The 21,108-nt window shown below is 65.3% G+C and carries 9 protein-coding genes; 3 read left to right on the top strand and 6 right to left on the bottom strand.

Translation table 11 applies throughout. The features are described from left to right. Window positions 1-56 precede the first annotated feature (56 nt). The 6 genes from B8W69_RS08330 to B8W69_RS08305 form a co-directional block, all read right to left on the bottom strand. Entirely contained in the window at window positions 57-848 is a 792-nt protein-coding gene (locus tag B8W69_RS08330; protein WP_085289367.1) for an ABC transporter permease, read from the bottom strand. Then, window positions 848-1,588 (bottom strand): ABC transporter permease, encoded by a 741-nt coding sequence (locus B8W69_RS08325; protein WP_085289366.1) that lies wholly within the window; start codon window positions 1,586-1,588, stop codon window positions 848-850. Before B8W69_RS08325 ends, B8W69_RS08330 begins: the two co-directional genes overlap by 1 nt. After that, window positions 1,585-2,532, bottom strand: a complete 948-nt coding sequence (locus B8W69_RS08320; RefSeq protein ID WP_085289365.1) for an efflux ABC transporter ATPase subunit, DrrA-related — start codon at window positions 2,530-2,532, stop codon at window positions 1,585-1,587. The genes B8W69_RS08325 and B8W69_RS08320 overlap by 4 nt, the downstream gene beginning before the upstream one ends. A gap of 185 nt (window positions 2,533-2,717) precedes the next feature. Further along, the gene (locus tag B8W69_RS08315) at window positions 2,718-5,636 is read right to left on the bottom strand and encodes an MMPL/RND family transporter (protein ID WP_085289364.1); all 2,919 of its coding nucleotides are present in this window, start codon (window positions 5,634-5,636) and stop codon (window positions 2,718-2,720) included. Between the two features lie 90 nt (window positions 5,637-5,726). Further along, window positions 5,727-8,618, bottom strand: a complete 2,892-nt coding sequence (locus B8W69_RS08310; protein WP_085289363.1) for an MMPL/RND family transporter — start codon at window positions 8,616-8,618, stop codon at window positions 5,727-5,729. Beyond that, on the bottom strand, window positions 8,615-9,034 hold the full coding sequence (locus B8W69_RS08305; RefSeq protein ID WP_085289515.1) for an MmpS family transport accessory protein: 420 nt from the start codon (window positions 9,032-9,034) through the stop codon (window positions 8,615-8,617). The genes B8W69_RS08310 and B8W69_RS08305 overlap by 4 nt, the downstream gene beginning before the upstream one ends. Before the next feature lie 831 nt (window positions 9,035-9,865). Here B8W69_RS08305 and B8W69_RS08300 point away from each other — a divergent pair. From B8W69_RS08300 to B8W69_RS08290, 3 genes are all read left to right on the top strand, one after another. After that, window positions 9,866-10,096 carry an MbtH family protein gene (locus B8W69_RS08300; protein WP_085289362.1) on the top strand — a complete coding sequence of 77 codons (231 nt, stop codon included), beginning with the start codon at window positions 9,866-9,868 and terminating at the stop codon, window positions 10,094-10,096. Between the two features lie 43 nt (window positions 10,097-10,139). Then, entirely contained in the window at window positions 10,140-20,381 is a 10,242-nt protein-coding gene (locus B8W69_RS08295) for a non-ribosomal peptide synthetase (protein ID WP_085289361.1), read from the top strand. Further along, a partial coding sequence (locus B8W69_RS08290) for an AMP-binding protein (RefSeq protein ID WP_133057982.1) occupies window positions 20,378-21,108 on the top strand: 731 nt, incomplete at its 3' end. The genes B8W69_RS08295 and B8W69_RS08290, both read left to right, overlap by 4 nt.

Below are 21,108 nucleotides of genomic sequence, written 5' to 3'. Positions count from 1 at the left end.
GGCTACGGCCCGAGCGACATCGAAGTGACTACTAAGATCTTTCATCCCGCAACGTCTTACGCGCTCAACTCGGCGGCCAACCGATAGCCGCGCACGGCGACCGGGATGGACACCGCGAGTAGCACGACCGTCCACGTCATGGTTATCGCCAGGGGTTGCAGCAGCGGTCCGCCGTGGGCCAGTGACCGCATCGCCTCGATGGGCGGCGAGATCGGTTGCATGCGGATTAATGGTTGAGCCCAAGCCGGGAACAGCTTGATTGGACTGGCACCGGTATTCACGAACGCCAGGGCGAATGTTGCGCTCAGCAGCCAGGTCATTGCGGTGCGGCCATTGTTGCGGATCGCCATCGCCATCACCAGAGACGTAAACCCGGTCACCGCGATCGACGGAATCAGAAGGAAGACGAGTGCGGCCAGCCACCCCTGCGTGAAGCGCAGCCCCATCGCCAACCCGATTGCGGTGATCAGGATGGTGCCGAGCAATGCGCGCACCACCTCGGCGATGATCCAGCCGGTGATCGCGCTCGCCCGGTGAATCGGCAGCACCCACATCCGGCTGAGCATGCGCGACTCGCGGTCCATGGTGATGCCGACCGAGTTGCCCAAAGACCCGAACAACGCGGATATCACTGCACACATGGGGACTACGCCGTAAACGCTCTCGACACCGGTGACCTTGCGCACCTGCTCGCCCAGCACAATCTGGTAGCAGAATAAGAGGAAGACTGGAAGCAACAGCGACCCCATCAAGACCGCTTCGTCACGCCGCCACCGGAGCAAGAGCCGGCCGGCCTGCACCCAGCTCTGGGTCCACAGCGATCCGTGTGGCTCGAGGCGATGCGTCACTAGCCGCGCCTCTGCATCCGCAGCGTGATTGCGCCGAAGACCAGAACCATGGCCAGACACCAAGCCAGGGTGGCCGCCAGATTGCTAAGGATCACGTGGCCAGTGGCCAGCCCGCGTAGTGTTTCGGCGAACTGTGAAATTGGCTGGTTACGAACATATGGGCGCAACCAATCCGGGAAGGTTTTTTCCGGCGCGATTCCGGTGGACAGCATGAAAAGCAGCAGCTGGGGGACGAACAAGAAGTGGCTGGCGCCCTGAACCGTCTTGGCGCTCGATCCCAGCGCGTCGGCGCCCAGCGTCACCGCCAGGCACAGCAGCAACGAGATCAGCAGGAAAGCCGCTGCGTAGCCCAACCCACCGGTGATCCGGAAACCGAAGGCATAGCCGGCAATCAGCGCCACCACCAGGGAGAGCAGTCCCCTCATCAAGGTGGCCACCGTGCGGGCGGTTACGGTGGCTGCCGCGGCGACGGGCAGCGTGCGCATCCGCTCGCCGATCCCATACAGGTGATCACGCGCCGCCCGATCCGCGGTCATCAGCCCAACGAAAATCATCGATTGGGCGACCACCGCGGGTAGGAAATATTGCGTATAGCTGATGCGCCCGGTGTCGATCAGGCCGTGCAGTGCCACACTGAATCCCGCCAAATACAATGCGGGTGAAAGCATTTCGACGACCATCTCGCCGTCGCGCGCCGCAGACTTCAGCGAACGCTCGGTGAGGGCGGACAGGGCACTCATGACCGGGCGGCGGTCCGTTCGGTGAGGTGCAGGAAAGCCTCGTCGAGCGAGGGCTTGCGCAGCGAGATATCGGCGAGCTCGAGTCCCAGCGCGTCGACCCGCCGGAACACCTCGACCAGCGAGGCCACCCCATCGGGTGCGAACACCGACACCGAATTCGCGTCGCTGTCGATGTCGACGCCCTCGAGGCCGTTCAGCGCCGCCGCGACCTGAGCCAGGTCGGCGGGATTGGAAGGGGTCACCTGGCAGTAGCTGGTACCCACCGCGCGCTTGAGCTCTTCTGCAGTGCCGCTGGCGATTACCTGCCCGTGATCGATCACGACGATCGAATCGCTGAGCACGTCGGCCTCTTCCAGGTACTGCGTGGTCAGCAGCACGGTCATGCCCTGCACCGTCAGCGAACTCACCAGGGCCCACACGTCGCGGCGGCTGCGTGGGTCCAGCCCGGTGGTCGGCTCATCGAGGAAGAGCACCTGCGGCGGCACCACCAGGGCGCTGGCCAAATCGACGCGCCGGAACATGCCTCCGGAGTAGGTCGACAGCCGGCGGTCGGCGGCGGCGACCAGATCGAACTGTTCGAGCAGCTCATCGGCGCGGGCCTTCGCGCGCTTGCGATTCAATCCGCGCAGCCTGCCGAACAGGACCAGGTTCTCCCGGCCGGTCAGCATGGGGTCCATCCCGGTGAACTGTCCGGCCATCCCGATGCTGGCACGTACCTCGGACGGCTGGCGGATGATGTCGTAGCCGGCGACGCTGGCACGTCCCGAGCTGGGACGGATCAGCGTGGAAAGAATGTTGATCGTGGTGGTCTTGCCGGCTCCGTTATGGCCGAGCACCCCGCACACCGTCCCGGCCGGAACCGAGAAGTCGATGCCGCTCAGCGCGACCGTGTCTCGCCCGAATGTCTTTGTGAGGCCTTCGACCTCGATCGCCAGAGCGCTCACGATAGGAGTATTTCACGGTGCGGAGTGGCGTGCGGACGGTATAGGCAGATAGCAATAGGGGAGATGGCGCAGGCCTTTCCGTCGGGCAAAATCATTGGCGTCCAATCTTTCTCGTCGCGCTTCTCGCGGAGGGCATTGACCGCCTCGCTCTCCAGCTATCCGGGCAACGAAACGACGAGCACCACCTAGACGGTCGGCCTGGCGACGGGGATCTCGGCCGTGGGGGCGTCCATGTCGACCTCGTCCTCGTGGAGCAAGGTGCGTACCGACTTACGCGTTCCCACGGAGCGAAGCAGCAGGCTGGCCGGCCTCGGCCGCACCAATTGCGGCCACCAGAACCACCGGCCGAGCAGCGCAGCGATGGTAGGCGTCATGAACGAGCGCACGATCAAGGTGTCGAACATCAGGCCCAGGCCGATCGTGGTACCGACCTGGCCGATGATGCGCAGGTCGCTGACCACCATCGAAGCCATGGTGAATGCGAACACCAGGCCGGCGTTCGTCACGACCTTGCCGGTGCCGCCCATCGCGCGAATGATGCCCGTATTGATGCCGCCCGCTAATTCCTCTTTCATACGGGACACCAACAGCAGGTTGTAGTCGGAACCGACCGCCAACAAGACGATCACCGACATCGGCAGCACCATCCAGTACAACTTGATGCCGAAGATGTATTGCCAGATCAGCACCGAGATCCCGAACGATGCACCCAATGAAAGCGTCACCGTGCCCACGATGACCAGGGCGGCAATGAAACTTCGGGTCAGGATCAGCATGATGATGAAAATCAGGCACAGCGCACCAATGCCGGCGATAAAGAGGTCGTACGTGGAGCCGTCCCGGAAGTCCTTGAACGTCGACGCGGTACCCGCGATGTAGATCTTGGCGTTCTCCAACGGGGTGTTCTTGAGGGCCTCTTCGGCCGCCAGCCGGATCTTGTCGATGCGGTTGACGCTTTCGGACGTCGCGGGGTCGCCCCGGTGCGAAATGATGAAGCGAGCGGCCTTCCCGTCCGGCGACAAGAACTGGGCCATCGCTTTCTGGAAGTCCGCGTTGTCGAAAATCTCGGGCGGCAGATAGAACGAATCATCGTTCTTCGAATCGTCGAACGCCTGCCCCATGGCGGTGGCGTCCTTGTCGTTGCTGTCCATCTGGCCGATGATGCCGGCCATGGTGCTGTGGTTCGTCAGCATCATGTTCCGCATGTCCTCGGACATCGCGATCATCGGCGGATACTGCTCGAGCAGCTGAGGCATCAGCTTGTCCATGTGATCGAGGTCTTGGAGCAGATATGTCAATTTGTCGCTGAGCGTGTCGACGCCGTCGAGGACTTCGAAGATCTGTCGCAACGACCAGCAGATCGGGATGTCATAGCAGTGCTTTTCCCAATAGAAATAGCTGCGTAGCGGCCGGAAGAAATCCTCGAAATCGGCCATTTTGCCATTTAGTTCATACAGAACGGCGGCCATTTCTTTGGTCTCCGTGATTGATTCGTGCGTGATGTCGGTCATACGCTTTTGCAGCGAGTAGATGCGCTTCATGATCTCGATCTGCTTGGCCATCATGTCCGCTTGGACAAGCATGTCGTCCATGCGCGCGCGCATGTACTTCATGTCCTGACCCATTATCGACTGTTGCATGCTGAGCAGGAAGGGAATCGAGGTGTGCTGGATCGGTGTTCCCTCGGGCCGCGTTATGCCCTGCACGCGAGAGATCCCGTGAACCGCGAAGACTGCCTTCGCAAGTCGGTGCAGCAACAGAAAATCTGCGGAGTTCCGCATGTCGTGATCGGATTCGATCATCAAAATCTCGGGCATCATCCGCGACTGATTGAAGTGGCGGTCTGCCGCCGCGTAACCGACGTTGGCGGGAACGTTGTCGGGCATGTAGAGCCGGTTGTTGTAGCTCGTCTGGTAGCCGGGCAAGGTCACCAGGCCCACCACGGCGACCGCGATCGTCGCGCACAGAATCGGCGCGGGCCAACGGACGATCGCCGTGCCGATCCGCCGCCACCGGCCGAACCCGATCGCGCGCCTCGGATCGAACAACCCGAAGCCACTGCCTACGGTCAGCACCGCCGGAACCAGGGTCAGGGCGATCACCACCGAGATGAGCATGCCCACGGAGCAGGGCATGCCCATGGTCTGGAAGATGGGCATACGGGTGAAGCTCAGGCACAACATCGCCCCGGCGATCGTCAGACCGGAACCCAAGACGACGGGGGCGACGCTGCGATAGGTGGTGAAATACGCCATCTTCCGGTCTTCGCCGGCTTGGCGCGCCTCCTGATAGCGGCCGAAGAAGAAGATCGCGTAGTCCGTGCCGGCGGCCATTGCCAGGGCCACCAGCAGGTTGACGGCAAACGTGGACAGCGCCATCCAATTGTTGTTGGCGATAAAGGCGATGACACCGCGAGCGGCGAAGACCTCGATCCCGACGGTGATCAACAACAAAATGACGGTCGTGATCGAGCGGTACACCAGGAGCAGCACGACGAAGATGATCAAGGCGCCGATCATCGTCATTTTCAGTATGGATCGGTCGCCGGCGAGCTGCATATCGGAGAACAGCGCCGACGGACCGGTGACGTAGGCCTTGACCCCGGGGGGCGGTGGTGTCCGCGCGATCACGTCGCGGATCGAGGCCACGGATTCCTGGCCCAGGGTCGTGCCCTGGTTGCCCGCCAGATTCAACTGCACATAGACAGCCTTGCCGTCCGGGCTCTGGGCGCCCGCCGCGGTGAGGCGATCGCCCCACAGATCCTGCACATGCTCGATATGCTTTGTGTCGCTTTTTAATTCAGCAACCAGTTTGTCGTAGTAGGCATGTGCCTGGTCGCCAAGCGGCTGCTGCCCCTCCAGGACCAGCATCGCGAAGCTGTCCGAATCGGATTCCTTGAAGTCCCGGCCCATGCGCTGCATGGCCTGCACCGCCGGCGCGTCTTGAGGGGCGAGTGGCACCGAATGCTGTTGGCCCACAATCTCGAGCCGTGGCACGCCGAACGTCACCAGCAGGGTCAGCGCCACCCACCCGATGATGATGAACACCGCAAGGTGGCGAATGGACCGGGCAAAGCGCGACGGCCGGGTGTGATGCGTGGTCATAACGCCCTCGACAGGCCGACGACGCTATTGCCCTGTGTCACAGTGTTCCCCACGGTTGCTGTTCCCATCCCTGAAGTGGAAAGCCGCCACTTATTGCGGCTGCTTCAGGAGCAGTGAACGCACCAACGGACGGGGGCCGGTGGGCCGCAGCATCGTGCTGGCCGGGCGGGGGCGCACCAACTGTGGCCACCAGAACCAGCGTCCCAGCAATGCGGCGACCGACGGCGTCATGAATGCCCGCACGATCAGCGTGTCGAAGATCAAGCCGATGCCGATCGTCGTGCCCACCTGGCCGATGCTGCGCAGCTCGCTGACTCCCATCGAGGCCATGGTGAAGGCGAACACCAGGCCGGCGTTCGTCACGACCTTTCCGGTACCTGCCATGGCGCGGATGATGCCCGTGTGGATCCCGGCAGCCAACTCCTCCTTCATTCGGGAGACCAATAGCAAGTTGTAGTCGGAGCCCACCGCCAACAGCACGATCACGGAGGTGGAAAGCACACTCCAGTGCAGTTGCATGTGCAACAAGTACTGCCAGACCAGCACGGACAACCCGAAGGACGCGCCGAGCGAAAGCAGAACCGTGCCGACGATGACCATGGCGGCGATGAAGCTTCGCGTCATGATCAGCATGATGATGAAAATGAGACAGATCGCGGATACGCCGGCGATCAAGAGGTCGAACATGGATCCGTCCACCAGATCTTTGGTAATTGCCGCGGTACCGGTCAAATAGATCTTGGCGTTTTCCAGGGGAGTGCCCTTGAGCGATTCCTCGGCCGCCGTCTTGATCTGCTCGACCCGGTTAAGGCCGTCGGGCGTCGACGGGTCGCCCCGCTGGGAGATCAGCAGACGGACGTCCTTGCCGTCCGGCGACATGAACACCTTCTCGATCCGCTTGAACGACTCGGACCCGTTGATGATCCCGGGCGGCAGATAGAAGGAGTCGTCATTCTTGGAGGCATCGAACGCCTGCCCCATGGCGCTGGGATCCTTTGCGCTCGAATCCATTTGGCCCATGACGCCGGACATGGTGCTGTGCATGGTCAGCATCATGGTGCGCATGCCCGACATGGTTTCGATCATGGGCGGGATCTGCATGACCAGCTGCGGCAGAATTGCATCCAGCTCGTCCAGGTTCTTCACCAGGTCGCCCAATTTGTCGCTGATCTCGTCGACGCCGTCGATCGCGTCGAAGATGGATCGCAGGGAGAAGCAGATCGGGATGTCGTAGCAGTGCTTTTCCCAGTAGAAATAGCTGCGGATCGGGCGCCAGAAGTCCTCGAAATCCGAAACTTTGTCCCGCAAATCCGAAGTGATGTCCTGCATTTCATGCGTCGTCCCGACCATGTGGTGCGTTGTGGCGACGAGTTCTTTCATCAGGTCCAGCATGTGCTGCATGAGGCCGATCATCTTCCCCAGCTCATTGGCTTGGGTGAGCATGTCGTTCATGCGGTCTTTTTGGAAAGCCATGTTCTGCATCTGGCTGGCCTGACCCATGCTGATGATCCAGGGAATCGTCGTGTGTTGCAGTGGCGTGCCCTCAGGGCGGGTCACGGTCTGCACCGTCGCGATTCCGGGCACCGCCAGAACGCCCTTGGCGAGTTTGTTGATGACGAGCATGTCCGTCGGATTACGCAAGTCATGATCGGTCTCGATCAACAGAATTTCGGGCATCGACATGCGCTGGCCGGGGAAGTGCCTGGCCGCGGCCGCATACCCCACGTTGGCGGGAATGCGGTCCGGAATGAATTTCTGGTCGTCATAGCTGGGCTTGTAATTCGGCAGCGTCAACAGCCCGATCAGCGAGACGGCCAACGAGGCGATGAGGATAGGCGCCGGCCACCGCACAACGGCCGTACCGATCCGTCGCCACCTGCGGGTCGAGAGTGCACGCCGTGGGTCGAACAGACCGAACCGGGCTCCGGCGGCCAGAAGGGCCGGGCCCAGCGTTATCGCGACCAGGACCGCGACGGAGATACCGACGGCGCAGGGGATACCTAGCGGCTGGAAAAAAGGCAGCCGGGTGAAACTGAGGCAGAGCACCGCACCGGCGATGGTCAAACCAGAGGCCAAAACGACCTTGGCCACACCGTTGAATGTGGTGTAAAAGGCCTCTTCTCGGCTTTCGCCCGCGTGCCGCGCCTCTTGATATCGGCCGACGAAGAAAATGCCGTAGTCGGTACCCGTCGCAATAACAGCCGCGACCAGCAGGTTGACGGCAAAAGTGGTAAGGCCGACCAGCCCGAGATGGCCGAGCAGCGCGACCATTCCGCGCGCTATCTGCAGTTCAAGGCCGACGATCAACAACAAAAGAATGACCGTGACAATCGACCGATAGACGAGCAGCAACGTCAGGAAAATCACGGCAAGGCTGACCAGCGTAACCAGCATGATGCTCTGCTGACCGGCGATATTCATGTCCGCGACGATGGGTGCGGGCCCGGTCACATAGACCTTTAATCCCGGTGGCGGCGAAGCCTCCTGCACGATCTTTCGAACGGCCGCCACTGACGCGTCACCCGCGGCCGCGCCCTGGTTACCGTTCAGGTTCACCTGTACGTATGCGGCCTTACCGTCCTGGCTCTGCGCGGCGCCGCGGGTCAGCGGGTCGCCCCAGAAGTTCTGGACGTGCTGCACGTGCGCGTGATCGGCTTCCAAGAGGTTGACCAAGCGGTCGTAATACTTGTGCGCGTCGTCGCCGAGTTGCTGCTGGCCCTCCAGCAGGATCATCGCCAACGCGCCGGAGTTGGTCTCGTTGAAGTCCTTGCCGAGCCGCTCCATGGCCTTGAAGGACGGTGCGCCCAACGGGCTCAGCGAGACCGCATTCTCCGCCTCGACCTTGTCCAGCGAAGGGACGGCGACGCTGAGCAGCACGGCGATCCCGAGCCAGCCCAAGATGATGGGAACCGACAGGCGGTGGATGATCCGCGCGATACGTGGTCGCGCGGCCGGCTGGGTCCCCAGTTGCGGCGCACTCATGTGGCGGTCAACACGCAGTAGGTGAATGCGTTCAATTCGTGCGAGATCCTCTCGGCTTTGACGACACCGTCGACCACGATGCGGCAGCCGAGACTATCGCTGTTGCCCTGCGCGACCACATTTCCCACGATCGATGGCAGCGTCGTCGAGATGTCGAAAGTCCACGGCAGCTCGACACCGTTGATGTGGTTCGGCTCGCCGTTGGCGTCAAAGTAGCTGATGTCGGCCGTCGACCCGGCGGGGCCGAAGACCTCATACTTCACGTGTTTGGGGTTGAACGGTTTGGTGTCCTGCTGCCTGGATTCGGCATAAGTCGGGCGCTTCTCGGAGCCGAAGACGCCGTGCAACCGCGAGACTGTCATACCTCCGGCCACAACAACGGCCACGATGACCAGCGGGATCCACAGCCGACCCAGGAAGCCGAACACCCCCGGACCCCTTTTCGTGCGCGTCGTGTGAGGTCCCCTTTGCTGCACGGGTTCAGTTGAAGATCGACGACCAAAGCCCAGGAAACGACGTTGGCTAATCTCTCGTCCTTCCGCGCTGGTTTTGTCGGGCCGCGCCCGGACATCCGATTCGACCACTGCACCCCCTTCAGCCGTGTTCAAGCCCGGGCAGTCCTCGTCGTTCGCACATGCAACTACACACCGGTCGCGACACGCCAGACTGCAGCGCTGCGAATGTGCCTCGGACACCTCATGCAAGCCCCGCCCCAGGGAGCGCGACCAGGTCTGTTGAGTAAACCACGCCAGTCGCTCCCGTTTCAGTGCTTTGCCAACGCGATACGGGATCGTAATGCCTATCGCCTGCGCACACGGCATTTTGCTGAGCGACGAATCCGCCCGTTGCTTCGTCGCAGCCGACACCACCTAAGCACAGCGGCCGCACGGTGTCACCGGCTGGGCGACGGCGGGCAGTCTTGCCAGGACCCTGCCAGGTTTCGCCTCTTGGTGATTTTCCTGCCCCCAACGACTTCGGCTAGGCTGTGGGACGACAAGCACAATAACTTCATCGGGCCTGAAGGACGTGCCTGCTCCAATAGCGATATCTCGCAGTCGACGCCATTGATGCAGGTTACTGATGCGAATTCCGGGGCATCGGGGCCCCGCCGCAGACAAATCACTAGATGGCGTCAACAGCCTTCTGGGCCGCACCAGCAACTTTGTCCAAACCACGGGCGAGCGCTCTAGGGCTCAACTATGGTTTGGACCTGTTCCACTCATGTCCACTATGCATCCTGGAGAATTGTGAGCATCAATCCATTCGACGACGACAACGGCAGCTTTTTCGTCTTGGTGAACGACGAGGAGCAACACAGCTTGTGGCCGGCCTTCGCCGATGTTCCAACCGGCTGGCGAGTGGTCTACGGGGAATCCGACCGAGCTGCGTGCTTGGAGTACATCGAGCAGCACTGGCCTGACATTCGGCCAAAGAGCCTGCGCGACAAGCTCGCAACGGGTCGGGGTTTTGACCAGTAACGAGTCAGGGTATGGGGCGGGTAGCGAAGACTTGGGGGAGTCGATGGAGAGGGAAGACCGGGGACTTCCGCTAACCCGCGGGCAACTGGACATCTGGTTGTCCCAAGAAGCCGGCTTCGCCGGCACGCAGTGGCAGCTCGGTCTTCTGGTCAAAATCGACGGCTTCGTCGATCGTGACGTCTTCGAGCAGGCAATCACCCAGGCGGTCGCCGAGGCCGAGCCCGGCAGGGCCTCGTTCATCGAGGCCGACGGCCAGGTGGTGCAGAAGCCGGTCGATTACCCGCTCGTCGAGCTGACGTTCGACGACCTGAGAGACCGCCCCGACCCAGTACAGGAAGCCCGGGAACGGGCTTCCTCCATTCAGCGCACGCCGATGGCGCTGAACGGCCAGCTGTTCAAATTCGTGCTCTTTCAAACAGGGCACGAGGAATTCTATTTGTTCGGTTGCTGCCACCACATCGCCATCGACGGTCTGGGCATGGCCCTTGTTTGCCGACGGGTTGCGACCGTTTACTCGGCGATGGTGGCCGAAAAGCCGATTCCGGACGCCTACTTCGGTTCGGTGCAGGACTTGGTGGACCTCGAGTCGGCATACGAAGCCTCCGAGGACTACGCCGAGGACAAGGCTTATTGGAGCGAGCACCTGCCGCCGGAGAGCGGGCCGGTTGACCGCCTGCCCGAGGCCGCCGGCGAGCGCGATCATTACTCGCCATCCGCGTCCGTCCAGTTGGACCCCTCGGTTGCCAACCGGATCAAAGAGCTGTCCAAGAAGCTGGCCATCCGCCGGTTTTCGGTCACCACCGCCGCGTGCGCCTTGCTGGTGCGCGGGTGGTCCGGTAGCGGCTCGGAGGTGGCGCTCGACTTCCCGGTCAGCCGGCGCGTGCGTCCGGAGTCGAAGACGCTGCCCGCGATGCTCGCGGGCGTGGTGCCGCTGGTCCTGGCGACCGAGCCGCAATCGACCGTCGCCGATTTCTGCAAGCACGTCGACAAGCGCATCCGCGAGCTGTTGCAGCATCAGCGGTTCCCGGTGCACACCCTGGAGGGTGACGGGCTGCGGCAAGCGCCGAATCGAGTCGGAATCAACTTTCTCCCGATGAGATTGACCTTGGACCTCGCCGGCTCTCCGGCGACCGCGTCGTACACGAACCACGGCCCGGTCGGGCACTTCGGACTGTTCTTCCTCGGCGCCGGTGACCAGCTGCACCTCAGCACCGCGGGCCCGGGCCAACCGTTCGCCAGCTTCGGCGTCGCCGACCTGGCGGGCCGGTTGCAGCAGATCCTGGAAGAGATGACCGCCGACCCGGAACGGCCGCTGTCGTCGATCGACCTTCTGACCCCCGACGAGCCCGCCCTGCTGGCCGAGTGGAGCAACCGGCCGGCACTGCACGAGCCCGTGCCCGCACCCGTGTCGATCCCCCAGGCGTTCGCCGAGCACGTGCAGAGCACGCCCGAGGCGGTCGCGGTGACATTCGACGGCCACTCCATGACGTACGCGGAACTCGACGCGGCCTCCAACCGGTTGGGCAACCTGCTCGCCGACCGCGGAGTCGGCCCGGGGGACTGCGTGGCGGTGCTGTTCCCCAGGTGCGCCGACGCCATCGTTTCGATGATGGCGGTGCTCAAGACCGGCGCGGCCTACGTGCCGATCGATCCGGCGCACGCGTCGTCGCGGATGGATTTCGTGCTCGAAGACGCGGCACCCAGCGCGGTGATCACCACGGCGGAACTCCGCGCGCGCCTGGACGGCCACGACGTTCTGGTCGTCGACGTGCACGACCCTACCATCGACAGCCAGCCCAGCACCGCCCTGCCGCTGCCGGCGCCCGAGAACACCGCGTACATCATCTACACCTCCGGAACCACCGGAACCCCCAAAGGCGTTGCGATTCCTCACCTCAACGTCGCGTGGCTGATCGAGTCGCTCGACGCCGGATTGCCGAAGGGGAACGTGTGGACGCAATGCCACTCCTCGGCCTTCGACTTCTCGGTGTGGGAGATCTTCGGCGCCCTGCTGCGCGGTAGGCGGCTGCTGATCGTGCCCGAATCGGTGGCGTCCTCGCCGGCGGATCTGCACGACCTGCTGGTCGCGGAGAAAGTCAGCGTGCTGACCCAGACCCCGTCGGCGGTGGCGATGCTGCCGGCCGAGGGCCTGGAGGCCACGGCGCTGGTGGTGGCCGGCGAGGCCTGCCCGACCGACATCGTTGATCGGTGGGCGGCGCCCGGGCGGGTGATGCTCGACGCCTACGGTCCGACCGAGACCACGGTGTGCGCGTCGATCAGCACGCCGCTGACGCCCGGATCCCCGGTGGTGCCGATCGGCTCCCCGATAGCCGGCGCGGCGATGTTCGTGCTCGACAAGTGGCTACAGCCGGTGCCCGCCGGTGTGGTCGGCGAGTTGTACCTGGCGGGTCGCGGCGTCGGGCACGGCTATGTGCGCCGGGCCGGGCTGACCGCATCCCGCTTCGTGGCCAACCCCTTCGGCGGTCCCGGCGCGCGGATGTACCGCACCGGCGACCTGGTGTGCTGGGGCCCCGATGGGCAGCTGCAGTACCTCGGCCGCGCCGACGAGCAGGTGAAGATCCGCGGCTACCGCATCGAACTCGGCGAAATCCAGGCCGTGCTGGCCGGACTCGACGGAGTGGACCAGGCCGCGGTGATCGCCCGCGAGGACCGCCCCGGCGACAAGCGCCTCGTCGGTTACGTCACCGGAACCGCCGACCCGGCGGCGCTGCGCGCCGCGCTGGCCGACAAGCTCCCGCCGTACATGGTCCCGACCGCGGTGATGGTGCTGGACACCCTGCCGCTGACCGGCAACGGCAAGCTCGACAAGCGCGCCCTGCCCTCGCCCGAGTACGCCGCGAGCGAGTACCGAGCCCCGGCCGACGCGATCGAGGAGATACTGGCCGACATCTACGCCCAGGTGCTGGGGGTGGAGCGGGTCGGCGTCGACGACTCCTTCTTCGACCTCGGCGGCGACAGCATCCTGTCGATGCAGGTGGTGTCCCGGGCCCGCGCGGCCGGCGTGATCTGCCGCCCGCGGGACGTTTTCGTCGAGCAGACGGTCGCTCGCCTGGCACGGGTGTCTGAGGTTGCGGCCGACGGTGAGTTCGGTGCGGCCGATGAGGGGATAGGGCCGGTGGTGGCCACCCCGATCATGCGCTGGCTGCAGACCATCGACGGCCCGATCGACGAGTTCAACCAGACCATGGTGCTGGCGGCTCCCGCCGGCGTGAGCGAAGCCGACGTCGCGGCGGTGCTGCAGGCGCTGCTGGATCGTCATCCCATGCTGCGGCTGCGCGTGCAGGACGACGGCGCCGGCGGCTGGTCCCTGGAGGCGCCCGAGGTGGGCTCGGTGCAGGCCGGCGACTGCCTGCGCGTGGTCGACGCGTTGTCCGACGCGGCGCTGATCGAGGCCCGCGGCCGGCTCAACGTGGCCGACGGGGCGCTGCTGAGCGCGGTATGGGCAAGTGCGACAAGCCAATTGGCGTTGGTCATTCACCACCTTGCCGTCGACGGCGTCTCGTGGCGGACCCTGATCGAAGACCTCAACATCGCCTGGGCCCAGCTTCACAACGCCCAGCCGGTGGCCTTGCCGGCGCCCGGAACGTCTTTTGCCCGTTGGTCTTCGCTGCTCGCCGACTACGCGCAGAGCCCGGCGGTGACCGCGCAGGCCGACGCGTGGCGGCAGGTGGCCGCCACCCCGGCGGCACTGCCGGCGGTGCAGGCCGAGGACACCTACGCGACCGCCGGGCAGTTGACGGCGTCGCTGGATGTCGACACCACCCGGCTGCTGCTGGGGGAGGTGCCCGCGGCGTTTCACGCTGGGGTACAAGACATTCTGCTGATCGCGTTCGGGCTGGCATTCACCGAATTCCTGGGTGAAGCCCTTCCGATCGGCATCGACATCGAAGGCCACGGCCGCCACGAAGAGGTGGCGTCCCGCGTGGACCTGTCGCGCACCGTGGGCTGGTTCACCACCAAATATCCGGCGGCGCTGAAGATCAACGGCACGCTGAACTGGTCGCAGGTGCTGGCCGGTGACGCCGCGCTGGGTGCGGTGATCAAGGACGCCAAGGAGCAACTGCGCGCCCTGCCCGACGGCCTGACCTACGGGCTGTTGCGCTACCTGAACACCGAAGTCGACCTGGCCGGCCCCGACCCGGTGATCGGGTTCAACTACCTGGGTCGGTTGGCCGCGGGAGCCGATCTCTCCGACGACCTGTGGCGCGTCAGCGAGGACAGCCTGTCGTCGGCGGCCGTGGCCACCGCGGTGGCGATGCCCTTGGCGCACACCGTGGAACTCAACGCGGGCACCATGGACACCGAGGCCGGGCCGAACCTGCACGCCAACTGGCGGTGGGCACCGTCGGCGCTGACCGACGAGCAGGTTAACCGGTTGAGCCAGTTGTGGTTTGAGGCCCTCAACGGTATCTGCGCGCACGTGCGCAGCGGTGGCGGCGGGTTGACCCCGTCCGATATCGCCCCCGCCCGCCTGGACCAGCAGCAGATCGACGAGCTCTGCGAGCAGCACCAGATCGCCGACGTGCTGCCGCTCAGCCCGGTCCAGCAGGGGCTGCTCTTCCACACCAGCTTCGCGCAGGAACTCGAAGACCTCTACGCGGTGCAGCTCGGCATCACGGTGAGCGGTTCCCTTGACCCGCAACGACTTCGCGACGCGGTGCAGACCGTCGTCAACCGCCACCCCAACCTGGCGGCGCGGTTCATCGACGAATTCGGCGAGCCGGTGCAGATCATTCCGGCCGAGCCGGTGATGGCGTGGAACTACGTCGAGCCCACCGGCGGTGATGTCGACGAACAGGTCGAGCAGCTGTCCGCGGCCGAGCGCACGGCCGTCTGCGACCTGGCCGGCCAGCCCGCCTTCCGGGCCGCGTTGATCCGCACCGCGCCCGACCGGCACCGGTTCCTGCTCACCATTCACCACATCGTCATCGACGGCTGGTCGCTGCCGGTCCTGATGCGCGAGGTGTTCGCCGGCTACTACGGCGAGCGGCTGCCCTCGCCACCCTCGTATCGCAGCTACCTGACGTGGCTGGCCGCTCAGGATCGAGCCGGCGCCCAAGCGGCCTGGGCCGAGGCGCTCGACGGATTCGAGGCACCCACGCTGGTGGCGCCGCCGGGCAAGATCGGCCGGCGCGCCGTTGCCACCTATACGGTGTCGGCGGACACCACCCGCGCCCTGGGCGAATTGGCCCGCTCCAGCCGCACCACCGTCAGCACCGTGCTGCAGGGTGCGTGGGCGCAACTGCTGACCTGGCTGACCGGCCAGCACGACGTGGCCTTCGGCACCGCGGTCTCGGGCCGGCCCACCGAGCTGCCCGGCGCAGACGCCATGGTCGGTTTGTTGATCAACACCGTGCCGGTGCGGGCCGACATCGCCGCCGCGACCACCGTCGCCGACCTGCTCGAGCAGCTGCAACGCGTCCACGCCGAGACTCTCGAGCATGAACACTTGGCGCTCAACGAGATTCACCGCGTCACCGGCCACGACCAACTGTTCGACACGCTCTTCTTGTACGAGAACTACCCGATCGATGCCGGTGCACTGCTGGGCGTTCAGGAGTTGGCCGTCACCGAATTCAGCAGCCGCGAATTCAACCACTACCCGCTTTCCGTGGTGGCGACGCCGGGACACGAACTGAGCCTGCGCGTCGAGTACGACACCGAGGTGTTCGATGCGTCCGGCGTCGAAACGCTGATCGAGCGGTTGCGTCAGGTGATGGTGGCCATGACCGCCGATCCCGCACAACGGCTTTCGTCGATCGATCTGCTCGACGCCGCCGAGCACGAGCGGCTCGACGCCTGGGGCAACCGGGCGATGTTGGCGCGCCGGCCGGGGGAGCAGGCGTCGATTCCGGCGATGTTCGCCGCGCAGGTGGCCCGCGCCGCCGACGCGGTGGCGATCACCTGCGGCGAGCGGTCGTGGACCTACCGTGAGGTCGAAGATTCGGCAAACCAGTTGGCGCATCTGCTCACTGAGCAGGGGGCCGGCCCGGGGCAGCGCGTGGCGGTGGTGATCCCACGGTCCGCCGAAGCGGTGGTGGCGATCTTCGCCGTCCTCAAGACCGGGGCGGCCTACGTGCCGATCGACCCGGGCGTGCCGGAGGCCCGGCTGCAATTCGTGCTCGGCGACGCCGCACCGGTCGCGGCGGTGACCACCGCCGAGGTGCGCTCCCGGCTGGACGGTTTCGACGGCCTGATCGTCGACATCGATGACCCCGCCGTGCGCACCCAGCCGACGACGGCCCTGCCGGTGCCGGCTCCAGAAAACATCGCCTACATCATCTACACCTCGGGCACCACGGGCACGCCCAAAGGCGTCGCCATCCCGCATTACAACGTGACGTTGTTGCTGGAGACACTTGATGCTCAACTCGGGTTAGGCCAAGTGTGGACTCAATGTCACTCGCTGGCGTTTGACTTTTCGGTATGGGAGGTTTTCGGGTCACTGCTATACGGCGGACGCCTGGTGGTGGTGCCGGATGCGGTGGTGCGCTCGGCTGAAGACCTGCATGCGTTGCTGGTTCGCGAGCAGGTCAGCGTCCTGAGCCAGACCCCGTCGGCGTTCTACGCGTTGCAGAGCGCCGATGCGTTGGCGCCCGAATTGGGTGAGCAGCTGAAGTTGCAGACGGTGGTCTTCGGTGGTGAGGCGCTGGAGCCACACCGGTTGTCGGCGTGGCTGCACCGCCACCCGGGCCTGCCCCGCATGATCAACATGTACGGCATCACCGAGACGACGGTGCACGCCTCGTTCCGCGAGATCGTCGACGACGACGTCGACACCAACGTCAGCCCGATCGGGGGGCCGCTGGGCAACCTCGCCTTCTTCGTGCTCGACGGCTGGCTGCGCCAGGTGCCCGTCGGCGTGGTCGGTGAGCTGTACGTCGCCGGTGGCGGCTTGGCCACCGGTTACGTCGGCCGCCCGGGCCTGTCGTCGACGCGATTCGTGGCCTGCCCGTACGGGGCCCCGGGTGCGCGGATGTACCGCACGGGTGACCTGGTCCGCTGGGGCGCCGACGGTCAGCTGCAGTACATGGGCCGCGCCGACGAGCAGGTCAAGATCCGCGGCTACCGCATCGAACTCGGCGAAATCCAGGCCGCCCTCGCCTCGCTGTCCGGGGTCGAGCACGCGGCGGTGATCGCCCGCGAGGACCGCCCCGGCGACAAGCGCCTGGTGGGCTACGTGACCGGAACCGCCGACCCGGCCGAGGTACGCGCCCAGCTCGGCGAGCGGTTGCCGAGCTACATGGTGCCCTCGGCGGTGGTGGTGCTCGACGCGTTGCCACTGACGGTCAACGGCAAGCTGGACATCCGCGCGCTGCCGGCGCCGGAATACCAGGACGCCGACCGCTACCGGGCGCCGGTGAGCGCCATCGAGGAGATCCTGGCCGGCATCTACGCCCAGGTGCTGGGGGTGGAGCGCGTCGGTGTCGACGACTCCTTCTTCGACCTCGGCGGCGACAGCATCCTGTCGATGCAGGTGGTGGCGCGCGCCCGGGCGGCCGGAGTGGTGTGCCGCCCGCGGGACGTCTTCGTCGAGCAGACGGTGGCCAAGTTGGCGCGAGTCGCCACGGTGGCCAGCGGCGACGACGACGTGGTCGACGAGGGGCTGGGCGCCGTGGTGGCCACCCCGATCATGCGCTGGCTGCAGAACATGGACGGCCCGGTCGAGCAGTTCAACCAGACCATGGTGCTGGCGGCGCCGGCTGAGGTCACGTTCGACGACGTGCCGGTGGTGGTGCAGGCGCTGCTGGATCGGCACGCGATGTTGCGGATGCGCGTCGAGGACGACGGCGTCGGCGGCTGGTCGCTCGACGTGCCCGAGGCGGGCTCGGTGCAGGCCGGCGACTGCGTGGAGTCGGTCGACGTGTTGTCCGAAGCGGCGCTGGTCGACGCCCGGTCGCGGCTGAACCTGGCCGACGGTGTGTTGCTGCGTGCCGTATGGGCCAGTGCGACAAACCAATTGGCGTTGATCATCCACCACCTGGCCGTCGACGGGGTGTCCTGGCGGACCCTGATCGAAGACCTCAACATCGCCTGGGCCCAGCATCACAGCGGCCAGCCGGTGGCGCTGCCGGTGGGCGGCACCTCGTTCGCGCGGTGGTCGTCGCTGTTGGATGAATACGCGCGCAGGCCCGAGGTGGTCGAGCGGCTGGAGGAGTGGCGGCAGGTAGCCGCCATCCCGGCGGTGCTGCCGGAGGCGCAGCCCGACGACACCTACGTGACGGCCGGGCAGCTCTCAGCGTCGTTGGACGTCGAGACGACCCGGCTGCTGCTGGGTGAGGTGCCCGCGGCGTTCCACGCTGGCGTGCAAGACATTCTGTTGATCGCGTTCGGCTTGGCCTGGACCCAGTTCGTGGGCACCGGTGCGCCGATCGCCATCGACGTGGAGGGCCACGGACGCAACGAAGAGCTGGGCCCGCAGGTGGATTTGTCCCGCACGGTCGGCTGGTTCACCGCGAAGTATCCGGTGTCGTTGCGGGTCGGTGGACTGTCCTGGGGCCAGGTGGTCGGCGGTGACGCGGCCCTGGGCGGCCTGATCAAGGACGCCAAGGAACAGCTGCGCGCGTTGCCCGACGGCTTGACCTACGGGCTGCTTCGCTACCTGAATCCCGAAGCGGCACTGGATGCTTCGGATCCAGTCATCGGATTCAACTACCTGGGTCGACTCGGCGGCGGGGCCGCCGAACTATCGGCCGATCTGTGGCAGCTGGATCCGGACAGCTTCGCGCTGGCCGGTGCGGCCGGCGCCGTGGCGCTGCCGTTGCCGCACACGGTGGAGCTCAACGCCGGCACCATGGACACCGCGGACGGCCCGCACCTGCAGGCCAACTGGACGTGGGCGCTCTCGGCGCTGGACGAGAAGCAGATCGGCCGGCTCAGCGAATTGTGGTTCGACGCCCTGGCCGGCATCTGCGCGCACGTGCGAAACGGTGGCGGCGGCCTGACCCCGTCCGACATCGCGCCCGCCCGCCTCAGCCAGCGGGACCTCGACGAACTGCAGCAGCAGTACCAGATCGCGGACGTGCTGCCGCTGACCCCGCTGCAGCAGGGACTGTTGTTCCACACCGGCACCGCCCAGGGCGGCGAGGACCTCTATGCGGTGCAGCTCGACATCTCCGTGACGGGCGCCGTCGATCCGGAGCGGCTGCGGGAGGCGGTGCACACCGTCATCACCCGCCACCCCAACGTGGTGGCCAGCTTCTCCGAGGACTTCGGGGAGCCGGTGCAGGTCATGACGACCGATCCGGTGCTGGCCTGGCAGTACGTCGAACTGGACACCGACCGCGACATCGCGAACCAGATCGAGCGGCTGTCCACCGCCGAACGCATCGCCGTCTGCGATCTGGCCGGGCAGCCGCCGTTCCGGGGTGCCCTGATCCGCACGGCGGAGAACACGTACCGGTTCGTGCTCACCAACCACCACATCGTGCTCGACGGCTGGTCCAAGCCCGTGCTGCTGCAAGAGATCTTCGCCAGCTACTTCGGGGTGCGGCTGCCCGCGCCGGTGCCGTACCGCAGCTTCATCACCTGGCTGTCCGAGCAGGATCGTGCCGCGGCTCAGGCGGCGTGGCGCGAGGTGCTCGAGGGTTTCGACACCCCCACGCTGGTGGGTCCGTCGGGGCGCATGGCGCTCGGACCGCGCGGTGTTGCGGAGTTCCACGTGTCCGCGGAGACCAGCCGTCTACTCGGGGAATTGGCCCGATCATGCCGCACCACCGTCAGCACGGTGCTGCAGGCGGCTTGGGCGCAGCTCTTGATGTGGCTGACCGGACAGCACGATGTGGTGTTTGGCACAGCGGTTTCGGGCCGTCCGACCGAATTGGCCGGATCCGAGGCCATGGTGGGCCTTTTAATCAACACCGTTCCGGTGCGGGCGACTATTGGCGCCGAAACCACCATCGCCGACCTGCTTGACCAGCTGCAACGCACCTACACCAACACCCTGGACCACCAGCATTTAGCACTGAATGACATCCATCGTGTAACGGGACATGACCAAATTTTCGACACAATGTTCGTGTACGAGAACTATCCCATCGATACTGCCGCGCTATCGGCCGTCGACGAGTTAACTATTACTAGATTCACCAATCGGGAATACAACCACTACCCGCTTTCGGTACAAGCCGTGCCAGGCCACGAAATAGGCCTTCGCGTCGAGTTCGATACAGACGTATTTGGCGAGGCGAGGATCGACAAGCTCGTAGATCGGTTTAAGCGGGTGCTGGAAGCCATGACCGTGGACTTGGAGGAGCAGTCATGACCGTCGGTGCTGGACGGCGCTTGTTGTCGATCGATCTGCTGGATGGCGGCGAGCACGATCGACTCGACGAGTGGGGCAACCGGGCGGTACTGACCAAGCCGGTCAAGTCCTCGTTGTCGATTCCCGAGATGTTCGCCATCCAGGTGGCGCGTGCTCCGCAGTCGGTGGCGCTGACCTTCGGCGATCGCTCCCTGACCTACCGCGAGCTCGACGAGGCGGCGAACCGGTTGGCGCACCTGCTGGCCGAACAGGGCGCGCGCCCGGGCGAATGCGTTGCGCTGCTGTTCTCCCGTTCTGCCGAGGCGATCGTCTCGATTCTTGCGGTGCTGAAGACCGGCGCGGCCTATCTGCCGATTGACCCGGCGCTGCCGTCGGCGCGGATGGAGTTCATGCTCGGCGATGCCACGCCGATCGCGGTGGTGACCACGGCCAGCCTGCGCACCCGGCTGGACGGGTTCGACCTGCCCGTCATCGACGTCGACGAAGCCGCGGCGGACGGCCAGCCCAGCAGTGAGCTGGAGGGGCCGGCGCCCGAGGACATCGCGTACATGATCTACACCTCGGGCACCACCGGAACGCCCAAGGGCGTCGCGGTCACGCACCGCAACGTCACCGAATTTTTGCGGACGCTGCACGCCGATCTGCCGACCGGGCCGGGGAAGGTCTGGTCGCAGTGGCACTCGCTCGTCTTCGACGTCTCCGTCTGGGAGATCTGGGGCGCGCTGCT

The organism is Mycolicibacterium vulneris (genome assembly GCF_002104765.1).
In the GTDB taxonomy this organism is placed as follows: domain Bacteria; phylum Actinomycetota; class Actinomycetes; order Mycobacteriales; family Mycobacteriaceae; genus Mycobacterium; species Mycobacterium vulneris.
Note: the sequence above shows the minus strand (reverse complement) of the source record. Positions and strands in the feature narration are given on the sequence as shown.

Coding starts and splice junctions, on each gene's coding strand:
- B8W69_RS08315 (WP_085289364.1), bottom strand. CDS start 5,636: ATGACCACGCATCACACCCGGCCGTCGCGCTTTGCCCGGTCCATTCGC.
- B8W69_RS08295 (WP_085289361.1), top strand. CDS start 10,140: ATGGAGAGGGAAGACCGGGGACTTCCGCTAACCCGCGGGCAACTGGAC.
- B8W69_RS08325 (WP_085289366.1), bottom strand. CDS start 1,588: ATGAGTGCCCTGTCCGCCCTCACCGAGCGTTCGCTGAAGTCTGCGGCG.
- B8W69_RS08310 (WP_085289363.1), bottom strand. CDS start 8,618: ATGAGTGCGCCGCAACTGGGGACCCAGCCGGCCGCGCGACCACGTATC.